Below are 15,911 nucleotides of genomic sequence, written 5' to 3'. Positions count from 1 at the left end.
GAGTCCCTCAGAGGAGGAGGGACCAGATGAGGACTCCAGCGGAGGCGGCCATGAGCGCCGCAAACGCGGCCGGGTTCCAGGCGAGGACTTTGCGGCCGTCGAGAACGCTGATCGGGAGCATGTTGAAGGTGGCAATCATGGCGTTGACCCGGAGCCCGACGAGGCCCACGATGCCGATGAGGCCGCCGCCGAAGAGCATGAGGATCGCGAACGGTATGCAGAGGAGGAGGTTCGTGATCGGTCCCGCCGCAGATATCCGCCCGTTCTCGACCCGTGTTGCGTTCCCGTAGATGTAGGTCGCTCCCGGCGCCGCAAAGACGATCCCTACAAGCGCCGCCATCACCACGGCGATGAGGAGCATCTGGTTATCTTTCTGGAATTCAGCCCAGTAACCGTAGCGCATCGCGGCGAACTTGTGCGCGAGCTCGTGAAGGACGAAGGCGACCCCTACCGTGAGGAGAGAGAGCACGAAGAAGAAGATGAGCCCGACGATGTCCACCCCGCCCCGGATGTAGATCAGGGTGAAGGCGATTGAGATGGCAAGCCACGCGATGAGGAGATCCCGGCGCTCACGTGGCGGTATTTTTTCCAGCATCCGGTACCAGGTTTGCGCCGGGATCATAAGATTCTTCGCTTCTTCCGGGACGCGGCGGGCTGCAGGGTACGGAGCTCAAAGTGATCTGAGGGACAGTAGTGCATCGATTCCAAAATAGCAGACCACATCTGGCCTTCGTCCCATCCCCCACGGAGCGCTCCCCTCCGCGCTCCTCCCCCGCCCCCTCCCGGGAGCGAGGGCAGTCATGGCGATATCCGGTGGGCAGCCGCGCCAGGGGGTGATGCTGCCGCCGGTTTCCCGAAAGACCAGGAAGAACCGGCTAGAAACCAGTTCTTTCCCGGGATCTCCCCGGGCAGTGGACCGTGGTGGATATCCCCTTTGGGGGGTGGGGGACCGGGGAGGGGGCTCGCCCAACGCCCGGGCACACCGGGTGCATCCCCCCGCCAGGCCCGTCATGTTTATTCCCCCGCCGGGGCTAATCATGGAGTATGTCCCTTGATGCCGTCAGGAACGGAATCCAGGAGATCGATGAGCAAATCATCGATCTCGTTGCAGAACGGCAGAGACTGGCGGCGCGGATCGCCCGCCTCAAACAGGAGAACGGTCTACCTATCCGCGACGACGAGCAGCGGAAAGTGGTCCTCGACCGGGTCTTCACCCACGCCGTCGAGAGCCGGATCGACCCGGTCGCCGTCCGGAAGATCTTTGAGATCCTGATCGAGATGAACGAAGAGCGGCAGCGGGAGTGCAACGGGGACGGCAACCTGCCGTGAAAAAAGGATTTAGGGGGTGATCATCGTGCCGACGCCCTCGTCGGTGAAGAGCTCGAGGAGCAGGTTGTGCTCCTTGTTGCCGTTCACGACGTGAGCGCTCGTAACGCCGTTCCTGACCGCCTTCATACAGCCCTCGAGTTTCGGGATCATTCCACCGGCGATCGTCCCGTCGCTGATCATCGCCTCAGCCTCGGGGAGCGTCAGGCGATGGTAGACCATCGTTCGGTCGGCGTTCATCACCCCATCGACGTCGGTGAGGTTGATCAACTTGAATGCCCGAAGAGCGATCGCGATCTCGGCGGCCGCGGTATCGGCGTTGATGTTCAGGCTCCCGCCCTGCCGGTCGAGGGCCATCGGCGCCACCACCGGGATGTAGCCCTGAGCGAGGAGGCAGTGGAGCACCTCGGGGTCGACCTCCTCGATCTCGCCGACCCTGCCGAGGTCCACCTCCTGGACAACATCCCCCACCATCACCCGCTGGGGCTCCATCTTCCGGGCGATGAGGAGGTTTGCGTCGTTCCCGGAGATCCCGACCGCCCGGGTGCCGCAGTTCGCGATGAGGGAGACGATCCCGTCGTTGATCTTGCCGACGAGGACCATCTGTGCGATCTCGAGGGTCTCGGGGTCAGTGATCCGAAGCCCGCCGACGAACTTCGGTTCCTTGCCCATCGCCCGCATCTTTGCGGTGATCTCGGGTCCTCCGCCGTGGACCAGGACAACCTTCATCCCCACATAGCGGAGGAGGACGGCATCCCTGATCACTGTCTCAAGGATGCTCTGGTCGACCATCGCGTGGCCGCCGAGTTTGATCACGATCGTCTTCCCGTAAAACTTCTGGATATAGGGGAGTGCCTCCATCAACACGTCTTCTCGTTTCATGTCGTATACTTCCCGTTGATCTCCACGTATCTCTCGGTGAGGTCACATCCCCACGCCGTCGCCTTCCCATCGCCTGCCGCAAGGTCGAGGTCGAAGGAGACGGTATCACCGTGCATCGCGACCTTCGCCGCTCCGAGATCGGCGACGATCTCGCCGCGGACGACGAGGGGCACCCCCCCGACCCGGAGGGAGACCGCGTAGGGGTCGAACTCAGCGCCCGACCGGCCGGCGGCCGCGACCACCCGGCCCCAGTTCGGGTCCTCGCCATAGATGGCGGTCTTGACGAGCGGGGAGGCGACGATCGTCCGCGCCACGGCGGCGGCCTCGTCCTCGTCTGCGGCGCCGCGGACCGTGACCTCGAGGAGTTTCGTCGCTCCTTCGCCGTCGCGGGCGATCTGGACCGCGAGGTTGCGGCAGACGGCCTCGATGGCGTCTGCGAGTTCCTCCCGGTTCACCTTTCCTGCAGCCCCAGTCGCGGTGCAGAGGGCCACATCGTTCGTGCTCGTGTCCCCATCGACCACGACCCGGTTGAAGGACCGCCGGGTCGCCTGGCGGAGGATATCGTGGAGGACCGGGGCCTCAACCTCAGCGTCGGTGTAGATGAACGCAAGCATCGTCCCCATGTTGGGGGCGATCATCCCGCTCCCCTTGGTGATCCCGCCGACAGAGAACGACCCGGTCTCGACAAGGGCGTGTTTCGGGAAGGTGTCGGTGGTCATGATCGCCCGGGCCGCCGCGTCCTCGGCGTCGTCGTTGCGGGCGAGGAGGGGGGCTATGCGCTCGCACTGGTCCCGAATGAGCGGGAGGTTGAGGTAGCGCCCGATCACCCCGGTGCTCGCAACACCGACCGACTCCGGCTCAAGCCCGAGCGGAGCGGCCGCGATAGCGCACATCTCCTCCGCATCGCGGATTCCCCGCTTGCCGGTGTAGGCGTTTGCGCACCCGCTGTTCACGACGACGGCATCGAGTCTGCCCCGACGCATCCGGTCCATCATCACCTCGACCGGGGCCGCTCGCATCTTGTTCGAGGTGAAGACCCCAGCCGCGGTCCCGCTCGCCCGGATCAGCGCAAGCCCGAACTTTCCTTCCTTGATCCCGGCGGCGCTGACGCCTTTTGTCGCACAGATGCTCTTCATGCCTCTTCCTCCTCCCCGGCGGGCGCCCCGATGCCCCGGACGATGTCGGCCCGGGTGACGATCCCAACCAGCTTTCCGTCGCGGAGCACCGGGAGGCGTGCGATCCTCTCCCTGAGCATCAGGGAGGCCGCATCGACGATATCAGACTCTTCGTCGATCGTGACGACCGGGCTGCTCATCACCCGCCGCACCTCCATATCGCTGATATCGGTGAGCGCCCGTTTTGTCTTCTCCCAGTTGATGAACTCCCTGATAGGGACCTCGATCACCTCAAGCGGCGACGGAAGCCAGAGGTCGCTTGAGAGATCGCCGACATCAAGGAGCGATATGATATCGGTCTCGGTGACGATTCCCGCCACCCGGTCGCCATCCATGACGGGGAGCCCGCCGATATGGTACTTCCGGAGCAGCCCTGCCGCCTCGCGGACCGGTGAGTCGACCCGGACGGTCACCGGGTCCGGGGTCATGATATCCTTGATCAGCACCGCCATCACCTCATGGAAGCATGCCGGCGAAGCGGAGACCGTCGTCTTCCGCAAACCCGCACATCAGGTTCATGTTCTGGATCGCCTGGCCGCTTGCGCCCTTGACCAGGTTGTCGATCGCCGATATCGCGACGACGCGGTCGCCTTCGCTCTCCACGGCCACGTCGCAGAAGTTCGTTCCCCGCACGGCGGCAAGGGTCGGTTTCTGGTAGCGGACGAAGAACTCGTCTTCGTAGAACTTCCGGTAGAGCGCCTCGACCTCGTCCTGCTCCATCGGCTCGCGGAGGAGGATATGGGCCGTCGTGAGGATGCCCCGGTTCACCGGGAGGAGGTGCGGCGTGAAGTAGCACCGGGCGGTTGAGCCGAGCCGGGCTGCCTCCTGCTTCATCTCAGCAAGGTGGCGGTGGGTCGTCCACTTGTAGGCGCTGAAGTTGTCGCCGACGTTGGGGTAGTGGGTGGTTCCCGACGGGGTGTTGCCTGCCCCGGTGACCCCGGTCTTTGAGTCGTAGATGATCGTGTGGGCAAACTTCGCCAGCGGTGCCGCCGCGAGCGTCGCCCCGGTCGGGAAGCAGCCCGGGTTCGCGACGAAGGATGCCCCCCTGACCTCGTCCCGGTGGAGTTCGACGAGACCATAGGGGGCCTCGAAGTAGGCCTCGTGGCGCACGCCGTAGGTCTTCTCGTAGACGTCCTTTGCGAGCCGGTAGTCGGCAGAGAGGTCGACGGTCTTAATCCCCCGCTCTGCAAGCGTCCCGGCAATCTTCATCGCCGCGGTGTGCGGTACGGCGAGGAAGGCAAAGTCGGCGTCGATATCGCCGGCTTCGATGTTCCGAAAGACGAGATCGGTCAACCCCCGGAGGTGGGGATGGACCGAGGCGACGGGGGTGCCGTCCAGCTTCCGGGATGTCGCGGTGACGACGTCTGCGGACGAGTGGTTCAGCAGGAGCCGCATTAACTCGCCGCCGGTGTATCCGGATGCACCGATAATCGCAATTTCCATACGGAAGATGTGTCTTTTATAGAATCTTAAGGCTTTGTGATGTATCGTTCGTAGAGCCGGGCAGCCATCGATTCGATCGCATCCCGACCCTCAAGACCTTCGAGGAGGTCACGGGGCAGCGCGGATTTTCCGTAGGTCGCGCCCGCGTAGGCGCCGCAGATGAACGCGATGGTGTCGGTGTTCCCCCCGACATGGGCGGCGGTGTTGAGGAGCACTGAGACATCCCTGATGCGGTGGATAAGGAAGAATGCGAGCGGGACGGTCTGGTAGACGGTCACGTCGTTCCCGATCACCGATAGCGCGCTCTCAAGGCTGATCCCCTCGTTTGCAAGGCGGACGGCGGCGCGGATCTTGTTGCCGAGGGTGATGTCCTCGAGGCCCGCATGCTTCTCGGCGAGGGAGAGCGCGTCGGGGCGGCCGCGGACGGCGTAGTGGACGAGCATCGCGACGGTGACCGCGCCGGCGTGCGCCGCCGGGTGAGTATGGGTGACGCTGCAGGCCTGGACCACCCGTTCGGTCACATCGACCGGGTCGCTGTAGGCGAGCGCGAACGGGATGGAGATGCTGATGCAGCCGGCGGTGTTGGAAGCGACGCCGCCCAACTGCTCGCCGGAGAGGAGGAGGCGCCGGCACGCGGCGTCCACGGCGGCGTCGGGGAACCGGAGCTCCTCGTTCATGTACATCCGGGCAAGGGCGGCCGCGTACCCCTGCTCAGAGTAGGTGCCGCCGACGAGCATCCCGGCGACGAGGAGCATCATCTGGGTGTCGTCGGTGAACTGCCCGGGCTTCAACCCCGCGTTCGGGTGGCCGCGCCAGGCCCGGCGGTATCCCTCATGGAGGCGCTGGAAGTCGGGAGGGGTGCTCTCCCGCGCCATGCCGAGCGCATCGCCCATTGCGGCCCCGAGAAGACAGCCCTTGAACTGATCGAGCATTTGAATAGTATCTCTCGTAAGATCCGCCTTAAGGGTTGTTATTCAGCGATGGAGAAGCCCCAAGCCCCCGCCGGTGTCCCGGATGCGACAGGCGGGGGCGGGGGCGGTTAACGCTCAGTTGAGGTATTCCTTCATCACAAAGAGTAGGCGCGCATCCGCGTTCAATCCCTGCGCGAACTGCTCCCGCTCGTCCCGGTCCCCGGAGTATGCCCGCATGTAGGCGATCCGGATTCTCTCTACCGGGACGCCCTCAGCGAGGAGCAGGTCGATAATCTCCCCCGAGGTCATCCCGGATGGGTTCTTCTGGCCGATGTCGAAGAGCCACAGCGTACGGTCCCCCACGGTCTTTGGGTTCTCAATGACGCTCATGAAGAAAGCCTCATTGGCATCAGTTATCCTGACAACCGCATGATTCTCTAGAATGACACGGTATCCAGCGAATTCTGCGGCCGTCGCGTTGAGGCAGAGCCAGGAGTCCGCGGGGCTCGTCCGGAGCCCGCCCGGAGGGGAACTCCCAAGGTGCTCCTCGATGATGGCAAAGACCTCATCGTCAGGCAATTCGGCATTATAGGCAACACCGATAGACCAATCTGCCCTCTGCTGCCACTCTTCCAGTTCTCTCTCCCATGCGGCCGTATCCGGTTCGGGTATGGGGGTGTCGGGGGCCGGCGATACCGCCAGGTTCTCGAAGAAATCCACGTAGCGTTCAAAATCCTCCTCGGATAGCGGTTGCCGGAGATTGATCCCATGGCGTTCCGCAAACGAGAGGGTCCCACGATAGCGCACATCGGCTTCGTGCCATGCGGCGACCCTCCCCTCGGCCTCATCTTGATCGAGGATACGCCCAAGATGGTCGACTGTGGCTGCATCCTCTTCTGTCGGCACCCATTCATCCACCATCCTCCCTGATGCCGGATCGAACAGAAGGCATGTCTCCGTGCCGTCAGCAGTTGCCGCACGCACCAGGACGCCGGTGACCGGCGAGGCGTAGCACGGGCGGGCGTCCCTGACGCTGCAGCCGGGATAAATCCGTTTTGTTGCGGCGATAGCCCAGGATACAGCGTCATCAGGGTCGAAGGCCGTCGGCGGCGTGGTCCCATAATCCATCACCGGACCGCCGAGGACCGTCCGGGCCGCGATCTTGATGCTCCCGATCGTCGTGCCGCCGCTCTCCACCGGATAGTGATAGACGAACGGCCTCCCGTTGCGATCGGCAAAGAGCACGGGCCCGGCCCCGACCGTCGCGTTCCGCCAGGCCTCCCCTTCAGTGAGCCCGGGGCCCGCGACGATGAACTCGACGAGTGCTGCGGTCGCATGATCGCGGGCGGTCTCTTCCGCGACGAGGTACGGGTCTCTAGGCTCCGCCCGCCTCTCACTGACCACCGATGCAGCAACCCGCATCATCTCATCCATGGGGAGTCTCCCCGTCATGCAGAAGGAGGCATCGTTCCAATCCCACCGGAGCAGCCAGGGAGAACCCGGCGAACGATCGTCGCCCTCGTAGACCAGCCGGCCCTCGATGCCATCACCCTGGACGATCCAATCCTTGTTTCCGGCGACCGTCGGACCGGGGCACGGGGCGTCCGGGGACGAGAGCCGTGTTATCCGGAGGTCGGCGGCGGTGCTGCTGTAGGTGAGCGTGACGCTGCCGTCGGAAGAGCGGGTGGCGTTTTCAAAGACGTAGCCTTCGGGGAGGTAGGACGGCACGGGGGTCTCGGGGCCGAAGACCTCGCGGGCCTCATCGGGCGTGGCCGAGTACTCTGGCGTGGCCTGATCCGTGCCGGTGCACCCGGCAGCAGCAAGGAGGCAGCCGAGCAGGAGAAGGGTAGGGAGAATGGGTTTCATGACAGTTCCTCGGTGCGGATGTCCGGAGTTGCGCGGCCGACCATGGAGGGGAGAGAGAGGCATGCTCCCCTGCAGGGGGGCCGGCTCCGGCATCCACACAGTGAGGCTTTCGCCCGGGCCCATATACCTTTTCTGTGTCGGGAACGTGCATATCGGACGGTCAGGAGAGGCCGTGCTCATGGAAGCAGTCGGTGTAGCGCGTATCCGACCCCCGGATGTGAGTCGCCACCCACTGGCTGAGGAAGTTCATGACCTGAATCGAGAGGCCGAGCCTGCCTTCCTCGAACCCCTGCGCAAACTCGCCGACCTTCGCGACAAAGGCCTGGTGCTCACGCCGGTGCGCGGCAAGACCGGCATAGCCGAATTTCTGCATGTATTGCTCCTCGGCCGAGAAATGATACTGCGTGTAGGCGGCAAGGTCTGCGAGCACCTTACCGAGAACATCTTTCCCGCGTTTTTCGAGCATCGCGTCGTGGAGGTCGTTGATGAGCGATACAAGCCGCTGGTGCTGGCCGTCAATTTCTTTGACGCCGACGGAGAGGTCGTCGGACCACTTCATGAATGCCATGAGCTGGGATGGCGCCTCCCTCCGCATAAATTGTTCGTTTTTGTACGAACACGATGAGGATGAACACCGACCATCGTCCATCAAGCCGGAGATCACTTATAACGCGGCGGCGAACCCCCCAATCAGGATACCGGCCGCGCATAGGTGCCACGCAGCCGGGGAGACGATACCATGCAACAACTCTCGATACAGGCGGTCGCCGCCGTGCTTCTGATCGTGCTTGCCGGGATCGCACCGGCGGCAGGGATCGAGACCGCCCCCAACCGGAATCCTGATGTGGGGGATCGTCCAATATTCTGGACATATGTCTAAAATATTGGACATTCGGGAGGACTACCTCAGGGTCCTCTCCCTCTTCACCCGGGGCTACGATCGCGAGATATACATCCGGGAAGTCGCCAGATACCTTCCCATCAGCCGCGGGACGGCCCAGACGGCCCTCGAATATCTTGAGGCAAAGCAGGTCCTCCGCTCCGTCACCAGGGGCAGGACACGGTTGTTCTCCCTGCGCCGGGGCGATCACGCGCGGGACTTCTGCACCCTTGCAGAGGTCTACCGGAGGATCTGCCTCCGGGAGGAGGAACCCTTCCTCGCCGGAGTTCTCAACCGGATCGTCCCCCATATCGAGGGAAGCGGTGCAGTCTTCGGGAGCCGCGCAGAGGGGACCGCAGACGAGGAGTCCGACCTCGACCTTTTCGTTGCCGGTGAATGCCGGGGGGAGGAAATTGAGAGGATCGGGAAGATCTATGGTCTCAAGATTCACCTCACCGTCTACCCGACGGAGATCTTCGACCGGGACCTCCATACGGACCCCTTTCTCCGGGAGGTGCTCCGGAACCATGTGCTGATCAAAGGCACCGAACACTTCGTCGAGAAGGCGGTGGGATGATGGACCAGCTCGTATGGTGCGGCCGGATCAGAAACGGCATCTCCCTCACCGCCCCGAATGAGACCCTGGCGTCGGCATACCTGAAGAAGGCCGAAGAGGCCCTTGAGACGATGCAGACGATTCCCCGCTCACGACTGGAGGATAACGACCGCATATTACGCGATGTACTTCTCCCTCTATGCTGTCCTCACGCGGATCGGGATGGTGCGAGAACCATGCCTGCACCATCCTGCTCATGGAACGGCTTCTCTCCGATTATTTCGCTCCTGCCGAGGCGGCACTCGTGGAAAAGGCAAGGGGAGCACGGGTCGATGCCCAGTACTACGTCTCGCGGGAGATTCCCGACCTCTTCTGCGAAGAACTTATCCGGGCCGCCCCCCGGTTCCTGGTGAAATGCACTGGCATCGTCGACGGGATGAGCGAGAAGGCCATCGGGGCCCTGAGGGGACGCCTGACGGAGGCGCTACGGGAAGAGGGGTGAGAAAGCGGCGGAGCGAAGCCACCCGATCGCTGATGCCACGACCCGCGTCACCTCGCCCACAGAGAGGCTTCCCATTATCTCGTAGACCGACCGGCCCGGGATGCCGCGGCCCGGCTCGGGCACCCACACGGGAAGGGGGCCCGGTCCCTATACCGATCCTCTATCAAAAAGGTATCCGTTGCCGCCCGCATCCCCGACAGCCAGAAGAGTTGACTCTTGACACAGAAATCACTTATAGCGCGACGACAAGCTCTTCGATCAGGAGGGGGGGCGCCTATAACGAGAGAGAACCATGAGACAATCATTAATACTGAGGGGCGCCGCCGTGCTCCTGGTAGTGCTCGCCGGGATCGCACCGGCGGCCGCCCTCGACAATCTTACGGCCGATCCTGCACGGATCGAGGAGATGACGTATGACCTCTGCACGTTCGAGCGGGCGCTGGGGTCAAAAGAGCGAACGGCGGCCGCGACCTATATCACCACCGCGATGGAGGAGCGCGGGCTCTCGGTCAGCACCGGGAGGTTCGCGTATACCAACTGTTACTTCGACCCGCCGCTTGCCCTCTCCTCGAACATCATCGGCGTCAGGGAAGGGGCGACCGACCGGATCGTCGTCATCTCTGCGCACTACGACACCGCCGTCCCGGAGACCCCCGGCGCCGACGACAACGCCGCGGGCGTGGCGACGATGCTCGAGGTCGCCAGGATCCTCAACGCCACCCCCCTGAACCGGACGGTCTATTTCATCGCCTTCGGCGGCGAGGAGACCGGGCTTGAGGGGAGCAGGCGGTGGCTCGCCGACAACCCGGACCTCCACGACCGGATCGTCGCCGCGATCAACCTCGACTGCATCGCCTCCGGGGACCATCTGCTCGCGACGACGCTCCCCCAGCACCGGTGGATCCTTGACGTGCTCCCGCCGTGCATCGAGGAGACGCCGGCCCGGCTGCTCGACGCTGCACGGGGAGACGAACACGCCTTCCGTGCCGCCGGGATACCGACGACCCGGCTCTACGAGCGCGACAGTCATGCAATCATCCATACCGCCGACGACCGGCCGGAGAGGCTCAACTACACCCTTGCCGCCGAGTGTGCTGAGATTGTCGCCGGGACGGTTGTGGGGCTTGACGCGGGCGGTGACGGGCCGGGAATCGACCTTTCGGTCGAGAACGGGACAGTCATCTTCACAACTCTGAATGACGCACCGATCGAGGTGATCGTCGACGGCACCAGCCTCGGGGTGCTCCCGTCGGGGTCGGTCACCCTCCCGAAAAGTCCGCGCGTTGTGCAGGCAGTCACCTACGGCCCCACCGGGGCGAAAGCGGTCGCGACGGTCATGGGGGAGGGGGTAGAGATCGTGCCGCCGACGGTATCGGGGAGCGCCGTCACCATCCCCTGGGGAGCTGACCCTGGCGAAGATCCTCTAATCCACCTCACCTTTGCGGCCGTCCCGCTCTCCTACCGCCTCGACCGCCCGGAAGAGGTCGCCCGTGTCGACGGTTACTTTGACGGGATCCTGATCCGGGATCTTGAGGACGGCCAGGCGGTCATCCCAACCCCGGGGCCGCACTCCTTCACGGTCGTGGCATACGGACCGGACGGCTCGGTCCTCGGGGTCGACCGGACCGACTTCTTCCTCCAGCAGTATGGGATGGTTGACCTCGACGGCGGGCTCCTGCGGGTCGATGAGACCGGCGGGGTTACCTGCTCCGCGTCGGCCCGCACCTACACCTACAACTACACTCCCGGTGAGATCTACGATATCGTGGTGGGGTGCGACTACCGGGACACTGCGGATGTATTCCTGCAGACGGCGGAGTTCCGGGCGGACGGTCCCGGCGGCCAGAAGTGTGAACGCCGCTTCTTTGACGTGCCGGTTCTCAACGACTCCCGGCGAGAGGAGATCGGGTTCTGGCTGGAGCCGGAGGGGCCGGGCACCTACCACTGGACCATCTCCTGCAGCGAGGGCGACAGAAGGGCCGCGGAGACCGGGAGCCTCGTCCTCAGCTGAACCGGCTGCCCAGGGGCCGCGAACTGTCCAATATTGGACATATGTCTAGTGGAGCGTTGCAGCTAAATTTTCCACGGAGACCTCCCTGGGTTGGCGACCGGGCGGCTCCCCTGCTCTGTTCGATCGTGCCTCCGGGTCCGGGTTGTGCGGGGAGGGGGCTCGCCCCGCCCCCTGCCCCCGCCCCCAGGGCGATAGCCACCACGGTCCCCTGCCCGGGTGAGCCGGGGGAAACTCCGCGTTCCTGCGTCGAGCCTCTCGCTCTACCCCATGAATGCTCCCGCGTGGCTTTCCGCGAGAGGCTGGTGATCCCCGCACCAGAACCCGTAAAATAAGGTGAAATGCTCCACTAGGAGGGTGGACATTGAAGGGGCGGCCGGTACCCCGGGTACACCCGGCGAACCTTCAGTCATCAGGCTCTTCCCGGCCTCATAGCGTCGATCAGGCTCTTTGCGAGGTTTGCAACCCGGTTTCGGGTAATGTCCGGCGAACCCCCGCCCCCGTCCGGCGGCACACAGATGTCGGTCGCCAGGGGCCGGAATCTCGGGATAACGTCCCGCTCGTCGTAGACGACGTGTACAATTCTCTGCTCCCCGTCGATCTCGATGGTCCCGGCCTGAGCGATGACGAGCGACGTCGTATTACTCTTAATCGTCCCGAGGATCACGTCATCGCCGACCGTGAAGGATGCGGAACTCCCGGGTTCCCCGGCGATCATCCCCTCGAAGGACCAAATACGGGGGAGAGCGACGGCGAACGTGCCCGACTCGTTCTTCACAAAAGCCCGGGCGCCTTCTGCAACGGGACCCGGCACCGGTTTGAGGTCGAGCACGAACTCCCGGCCGGAGAGGCGGAGCGTCACCGGGCTCCCCGAACCCACGTCGGCGACGAACGCCCCCGGGTCGGCGGTCACGAGGTCGTAGTTCCGGAGGGGCGGGAGGTTTGTGAGGTTCACCTTGCCGGCCTGCGGGACCGGGGTGAAGTAGCCCGGGTCGGCCACGACCACGTGTGTCGTAGGGCCGGACGGGAAGCCCGATACCGTCGCAGACCCACGTTCGGGGAACGTCACATTCTCCCCGAGCAGGATCAGGCCGGGGTATCTCTTGACCAGTTCCGGGCCCGGCCGCTCCGGTTTTTCCGTAACTATCGGCTTGTAGTACATCGACATATCCTGGGGTGTGACCCATTCGTCGAAGGTATCAAGCCAGTTTGTGTTCTCCCCACCGGCAGAGACCACCGGAACGAAGAACGTCCCGATGAGCACTGATGCCAGCAGCAGACCAGGCAGCCGCACTTTGATGCTGTTCATCATCCCCCGAATCACCCCCCTGCATCAGCAAAGACGTATTCGATATATGGTTCAGGAGCACCGCCCCGGACCGCGGTTCCAGAGAACGCGTACACCGGCCGGACCAGGTCCTGCACGACACCTCTCGGCTCCATCCAGTAACCGATCGCGACGTTCTCGATCGTGATCTGATCATACTCCCCACCCCCGTGGGGGCGGACAGTCCTTGCTGCAAGGAGATCCTCATATGCCTCCCCGGGGGATCGGAGGCTAACATTCCCGTACGGCGTCACCTCCCGCCAGGTCTTCACGAGCCCGACGACCTCGCCGCCGTCACCCAGGATCACCGCAAATTCATCACCATAGACCGGCAGCCCGTCAAGCGACCGGCCGAACCGAACCGCTTTCGTCACATCGTACGACGCCTCCGGCTCGCTCTCGCCCGCCTTCCAGTCCTCCTGCTTCTGGCCCATCCCAACCCCCACGACCCGGGCATCCGGCGACTGCATGCTGGTCTTCTCAAGGAACGCAAGCGCAATCTTCTCCGCCTCCGCATCCGTCGGGAGGTCCGGCTGCCTGGTCACCTCGGTCGGCAGTTCCAGGTCAGGGATGTGGTAGGCCACGGCGCCGGAATGTGCATACACCGATACCTGCTCCTCCGGGTCCTTCGAGGCATCGATGAGGAGGAACTCCCCGGTCTTTTTGTTCATTGCCCCTGGTTCCCCCGAGAGCCCAAACCGCTCCGCAACCTCCCGGACGCGTTCTTCCGTGACGGCGGCAGGGACCACCCGGTAGAGCGTATACGAGCCCCGCACCTCCGGGAACTCAGCAGTGAGAGAGTACTTCTCTTCGCCTGCGCCCGCCCCGGCGGGAAGAGGGCTTTCCGGGACCTGGCCCGGACCAAGAACCCACACGCACCCGGCTATGATCGCGAGAGCGAGACAGACGAGTGCATCAATCTTTCGTGGCATTTTAAGACCTTCTATTTACTATCCCGGGAGATTTCGCTGCCCGGGGCAGGAGAGGGATACCCTCGCACACGGAATGCGTAGACCCTGTTGCCGCTTCCTGTGCCGGGCAGGGTGCGAGCGGCCTTGCACCATGAAGCGAATAACTCCGGAGCATAAGATTCTCCAGGGTAGCAGTGTGATCAGGGAGAATAGCCGGCCCGATCACCCCATAGTAAACAACGAAGTAATCGTCGTGCTCCGGGGACAGCGGCTTCTCAACAACGGTGAAATAACCAAAAGACGTTTCGTTATCGAATTTTGTTACGGCAACGGGACTAAAGATCGGTTCCCCCTGTGATAGATCAGGTTCTTTGGAGAGGAACAGCTCAGCGGAAGAGACATTCCCAGATGCTCGGAGGTGGCTGCAGAGGACCATCTCAGCCTGTAAGAGGTCTGCCTTATCATCGAAGTACCAGTTGACGACCAGATACCGATCACCCGACACGGTGTCGGCATACATTGCATAGCTGCAGTGCCGTGAGAGGACCGGGAATAAGGATGGACACCCGTCTTCGATATCGCCGAGCAGGACAACATTCCCATCGATCGTTCTATTTACGGCGACAGAGCCGTTCTCCGCATACTCATACCGGGGCTGCGGGATATACCATTTCTGCAGGGCCTCAGGGGGAGGATATCCGGGACCGATGGCGAGGAGGTCAATGAGCAGGAGAATACCGAAAGCACCGATAGCGATCAGGAGGAGAATGAATGCGAATTTGCTGGTTCTGTCGGTTTTCAGGGATTTCATCTGGATCTACCACCATAAAGAGGGGGTCAGGGCCTCACCCAGGTCGCCATGGCACCCCACACCGGTTACCATAGACTACGTTATGGATCTGAGTATCCCATGTGTCATGTATGGACACCCAGTCCTCCTAGATAACCTACACAGGCAACGCTGTGATCACCATAAGGCCTATCTCCTCCTATAGGCATGCCGCCGCCCCACAGGCTGAGAACAAAAGGCCTCTGTGCATCCACCTCGCTCTTTACCTCATCAAACGTCATCCAGGCATCGTCTCTTGAATCCATTGAAGAATCACACATCTAAGTGCACAGAACGCCTACGTTTCCTTTGCCTCCGGGCATGCGGGGCGCGTCATCCGGGCGTCAGACCAGGGGGTGAGCAGCCCCCGCACACGAGCGGGCACCGCACGCGGCATCCAATCCAATTCTGGGTCGTTAGAACATATAAAATCAGCAGCCATCGTTCGGTTTTTTCCGAATTCATCTTAAACCTTCTCATTGTGGGGCGATCGCACGGCAGTGTGCCCCCGTCCCCGCCGGGGGATGTGCCCGAAAGGATGCACTCACCCGATCTCCGGAGAATCGGTTCGGAACAGAAAAACCCAAACCTTTTCTTCGCTGAGGGGGAGGATGATACCTCCCGGGATTTTCCCGCAGTCGGCCTCTAAGGCCGGATAATAGCTGGATAGGGTGGCCCGAGGCCAGGCGGTGACGCCCAGACTGATGTCGTGGTTCAGTTCACTCCCTCCGACTTGCCTCCCCCGTGGAAAGAGGCGATGCATATCGAGCACGGGCGACGGGGACTCCCCTTCAGGGCCATGTCGTCAGGACCACGTAGTACGCACCCTCGTACTCCATGAGCGGGTACAGCCCCCTCTCCCCCTGGGGACCGTAGGCATCGTGGAGCGCCTTGCTCTCCCGGTACGAGACCTTAGTTCCCCCGATGACACGCTGGTCCCGGTAGCCCCACTCCCACGCCGACGGGTTGCGCTCGCCGCCCCGGATGACTGCGTCGAGCGCCGGATGCCGTTCGAAGTCCTGCTCGGTCAGGGGAACGACCATGCTCTCTCCCGGCTCCGCTCTCTCCATGACGTAGAGCATCGGCTGCCCGCCTGAACTCTCGTAAGCATAGACGATGAGGGCGTCGGCGAGCATGAAGCCGAGGACGACGGCGACGGCGACGGCAAGACCGCAGGCGAGAACGATTCCTGCCGTTTTGAGCGGGTTTCTGGATTTCGGACTCTTATCTTTTTCCATTCCGATAGCCACCTTTTTGACCCGACCCTAGGGTATCAGGGTGAGAAAGTAGTAATA

Annotated in this window: 18 protein-coding genes; 5 read left to right on the top strand and 13 right to left on the bottom strand. The window is 63.1% G+C overall.

Annotated features, from left to right (window positions below):
• Positions 1 to 7: 7 nt before the first annotated feature.
• Positions 8 to 595 carry a site-2 protease family protein gene (locus BP858_RS00710; RefSeq protein WP_286878573.1) on the bottom strand — a complete coding sequence of 196 codons (588 nt, stop codon included), beginning with the start codon at positions 593 to 595 and terminating at the stop codon, positions 8 to 10.
• A gap of 449 nt (positions 596 to 1,044) precedes the next feature.
• On the opposite strand from BP858_RS00710, the gene BP858_RS00705 reads away from it, so the two are divergent.
• Entirely contained in the window at positions 1,045 to 1,329 is a 285-nt protein-coding gene (locus BP858_RS00705; RefSeq protein WP_062261039.1) for a chorismate mutase, read from the top strand.
• A 9-nt stretch (positions 1,330 to 1,338) separates the two neighbouring features.
• Here the strand turns inward: BP858_RS00705 and argB are convergent, their stop codons facing one another.
• The 7 genes from argB to BP858_RS00670 all read right to left on the bottom strand — a co-directional run bounded on the left by argB (position 1,339) and on the right by BP858_RS00670 (position 8,171).
• Positions 1,339 to 2,208 (bottom strand): acetylglutamate kinase, encoded by an 870-nt coding sequence (gene argB / locus BP858_RS00700; protein ID WP_062261036.1) that lies wholly within the window; start codon positions 2,206 to 2,208, stop codon positions 1,339 to 1,341.
• On the bottom strand, positions 2,205 to 3,344 hold the full coding sequence (gene argJ / locus BP858_RS00695; protein ID WP_014865977.1) for a bifunctional glutamate N-acetyltransferase/amino-acid acetyltransferase ArgJ: 1,140 nt from the start codon (positions 3,342 to 3,344) through the stop codon (positions 2,205 to 2,207). The genes argB and argJ overlap by 4 nt, the downstream gene beginning before the upstream one ends.
• Entirely contained in the window at positions 3,341 to 3,835 is a 495-nt protein-coding gene (locus BP858_RS00690) for a CBS domain-containing protein (RefSeq protein WP_014865976.1), read from the bottom strand. Before BP858_RS00690 ends, argJ begins: the two co-directional genes overlap by 4 nt.
• Positions 3,836 to 3,839: 4 nt before the next feature.
• On the bottom strand, positions 3,840 to 4,826 hold the full coding sequence (gene argC, locus BP858_RS00685) for an N-acetyl-gamma-glutamyl-phosphate reductase (RefSeq protein WP_014865975.1): 987 nt from the start codon (positions 4,824 to 4,826) through the stop codon (positions 3,840 to 3,842).
• A 26-nt stretch (positions 4,827 to 4,852) separates the two neighbouring features.
• The gene (locus BP858_RS00680) at positions 4,853 to 5,758 is read right to left on the bottom strand and encodes an ADP-ribosylglycohydrolase family protein (RefSeq protein WP_074174667.1); all 906 of its coding nucleotides are present in this window, start codon (positions 5,756 to 5,758) and stop codon (positions 4,853 to 4,855) included.
• A gap of 114 nt (positions 5,759 to 5,872) precedes the next feature.
• Positions 5,873 to 7,603, bottom strand: coding sequence for a hypothetical protein (locus tag BP858_RS00675; protein WP_074174666.1), 1,731 nt, complete (start codon positions 7,601 to 7,603; stop codon positions 5,873 to 5,875).
• A gap of 160 nt (positions 7,604 to 7,763) precedes the next feature.
• Positions 7,764 to 8,171, bottom strand: coding sequence for a bacteriohemerythrin (locus BP858_RS00670; RefSeq protein ID WP_286878572.1), 408 nt, complete (start codon positions 8,169 to 8,171; stop codon positions 7,764 to 7,766).
• Positions 8,172 to 8,342: 171 nt separating this feature from the next.
• Here BP858_RS00670 and BP858_RS00665 point away from each other — a divergent pair, with 171 nt between their 5' ends.
• The 4 genes from BP858_RS00665 to BP858_RS00650 all read left to right on the top strand — a co-directional run bounded on the left by BP858_RS00665 (position 8,343) and on the right by BP858_RS00650 (position 11,552).
• A complete protein-coding gene (locus BP858_RS00665; RefSeq protein ID WP_157203604.1) occupies positions 8,343 to 8,483 on the top strand; it encodes a hypothetical protein in 141 nt (46 codons plus the stop codon).
• The gene (locus BP858_RS00660; RefSeq protein ID WP_286878571.1) at positions 8,476 to 9,060 is read left to right on the top strand and encodes a nucleotidyltransferase domain-containing protein; all 585 of its coding nucleotides are present in this window, start codon (positions 8,476 to 8,478) and stop codon (positions 9,058 to 9,060) included. The genes BP858_RS00665 and BP858_RS00660 overlap by 8 nt, the downstream gene beginning before the upstream one ends.
• 178 nt (positions 9,061 to 9,238) lie before the next feature.
• On the top strand, positions 9,239 to 9,541 hold the full coding sequence (locus BP858_RS00655; RefSeq protein ID WP_286878570.1) for a hypothetical protein: 303 nt from the start codon (positions 9,239 to 9,241) through the stop codon (positions 9,539 to 9,541).
• Between the two features lie 292 nt (positions 9,542 to 9,833).
• Positions 9,834 to 11,552, top strand: coding sequence for a M28 family metallopeptidase (locus BP858_RS00650; RefSeq protein WP_286878569.1), 1,719 nt, complete (start codon positions 9,834 to 9,836; stop codon positions 11,550 to 11,552).
• Between the two features lie 409 nt (positions 11,553 to 11,961).
• On the opposite strand, the gene BP858_RS00645 is transcribed toward BP858_RS00650, so the two are convergent.
• The 5 genes from BP858_RS00645 to BP858_RS00625 form a co-directional block, all read right to left on the bottom strand.
• Positions 11,962 to 12,861, bottom strand: coding sequence for a hypothetical protein (locus tag BP858_RS00645; RefSeq protein ID WP_286878568.1), 900 nt, complete (start codon positions 12,859 to 12,861; stop codon positions 11,962 to 11,964).
• 8 nt (positions 12,862 to 12,869) lie between these two features.
• Positions 12,870 to 13,808 (bottom strand): calcium-dependent protein kinase, encoded by a 939-nt coding sequence (locus BP858_RS00640; protein ID WP_286878567.1) that lies wholly within the window; start codon positions 13,806 to 13,808, stop codon positions 12,870 to 12,872.
• Position 13,809: 1 nt separating this feature from the next.
• Positions 13,810 to 14,598 (bottom strand): hypothetical protein, encoded by a 789-nt coding sequence (locus BP858_RS00635; RefSeq protein ID WP_286878566.1) that lies wholly within the window; start codon positions 14,596 to 14,598, stop codon positions 13,810 to 13,812.
• Positions 14,599 to 14,702: 104 nt separating this feature from the next.
• On the bottom strand, positions 14,703 to 14,882 hold the full coding sequence (locus tag BP858_RS00630; protein ID WP_286878565.1) for a hypothetical protein: 180 nt from the start codon (positions 14,880 to 14,882) through the stop codon (positions 14,703 to 14,705).
• Between the two features lie 525 nt (positions 14,883 to 15,407).
• Entirely contained in the window at positions 15,408 to 15,854 is a 447-nt protein-coding gene (locus BP858_RS00625; protein ID WP_286878564.1) for a hypothetical protein, read from the bottom strand.
• Between the last annotated feature and the right edge of the window lie 57 nt (positions 15,855 to 15,911).

It is taken from the genome of Methanoculleus sp. UBA413 (assembly GCF_002502935.1).
Taxonomy (GTDB): domain Archaea; phylum Halobacteriota; class Methanomicrobia; order Methanomicrobiales; family Methanoculleaceae; genus Methanoculleus; species Methanoculleus bourgensis.
Note: the sequence above shows the minus strand (reverse complement) of the source record. Positions and strands in the feature narration are given on the sequence as shown.

Bases quoted from the DNA above. Each gene is read 5' to 3' on its own strand.
- BP858_RS00710 (WP_286878573.1), bottom strand. From the start codon at position 595: ATGCTGGAAAAAATACCGCCACGTGAGCGCCGGGATCTCCTCATCGCG.
- BP858_RS00705 (WP_062261039.1), top strand. From the start codon at position 1,045: ATGTCCCTTGATGCCGTCAGGAACGGAATCCAGGAGATCGATGAGCAA.
- argB (WP_062261036.1), bottom strand. From the start codon at position 2,208: ATGAAACGAGAAGACGTGTTGATGGAGGCACTCCCCTATATCCAGAAG.
- argJ (WP_014865977.1), bottom strand. From the start codon at position 3,344: ATGAAGAGCATCTGTGCGACAAAAGGCGTCAGCGCCGCCGGGATCAAG.
- BP858_RS00690 (WP_014865976.1), bottom strand. From the start codon at position 3,835: ATGGCGGTGCTGATCAAGGATATCATGACCCCGGACCCGGTGACCGTC.
- argC (WP_014865975.1), bottom strand. From the start codon at position 4,826: ATGGAAATTGCGATTATCGGTGCATCCGGATACACCGGCGGCGAGTTA.
- BP858_RS00680 (WP_074174667.1), bottom strand. From the start codon at position 5,758: ATGCTCGATCAGTTCAAGGGCTGTCTTCTCGGGGCCGCAATGGGCGAT.
- BP858_RS00675 (WP_074174666.1), bottom strand. From the start codon at position 7,603: ATGAAACCCATTCTCCCTACCCTTCTCCTGCTCGGCTGCCTCCTTGCT.
- BP858_RS00670 (WP_286878572.1), bottom strand. From the start codon at position 8,171: ATGGCATTCATGAAGTGGTCCGACGACCTCTCCGTCGGCGTCAAAGAA.
- BP858_RS00665 (WP_157203604.1), top strand. From the start codon at position 8,343: ATGCAACAACTCTCGATACAGGCGGTCGCCGCCGTGCTTCTGATCGTG.
- BP858_RS00660 (WP_286878571.1), top strand. From the start codon at position 8,476: ATGTCTAAAATATTGGACATTCGGGAGGACTACCTCAGGGTCCTCTCC.
- BP858_RS00655 (WP_286878570.1), top strand. From the start codon at position 9,239: ATGCTGTCCTCACGCGGATCGGGATGGTGCGAGAACCATGCCTGCACC.
- BP858_RS00650 (WP_286878569.1), top strand. From the start codon at position 9,834: ATGAGACAATCATTAATACTGAGGGGCGCCGCCGTGCTCCTGGTAGTG.
- BP858_RS00645 (WP_286878568.1), bottom strand. From the start codon at position 12,861: ATGATGAACAGCATCAAAGTGCGGCTGCCTGGTCTGCTGCTGGCATCA.
- BP858_RS00640 (WP_286878567.1), bottom strand. From the start codon at position 13,808: ATGCCACGAAAGATTGATGCACTCGTCTGTCTCGCTCTCGCGATCATA.
- BP858_RS00635 (WP_286878566.1), bottom strand. From the start codon at position 14,598: ATGAAATCCCTGAAAACCGACAGAACCAGCAAATTCGCATTCATTCTC.
- BP858_RS00630 (WP_286878565.1), bottom strand. From the start codon at position 14,882: ATGGATTCAAGAGACGATGCCTGGATGACGTTTGATGAGGTAAAGAGC.
- BP858_RS00625 (WP_286878564.1), bottom strand. From the start codon at position 15,854: ATGGAAAAAGATAAGAGTCCGAAATCCAGAAACCCGCTCAAAACGGCA.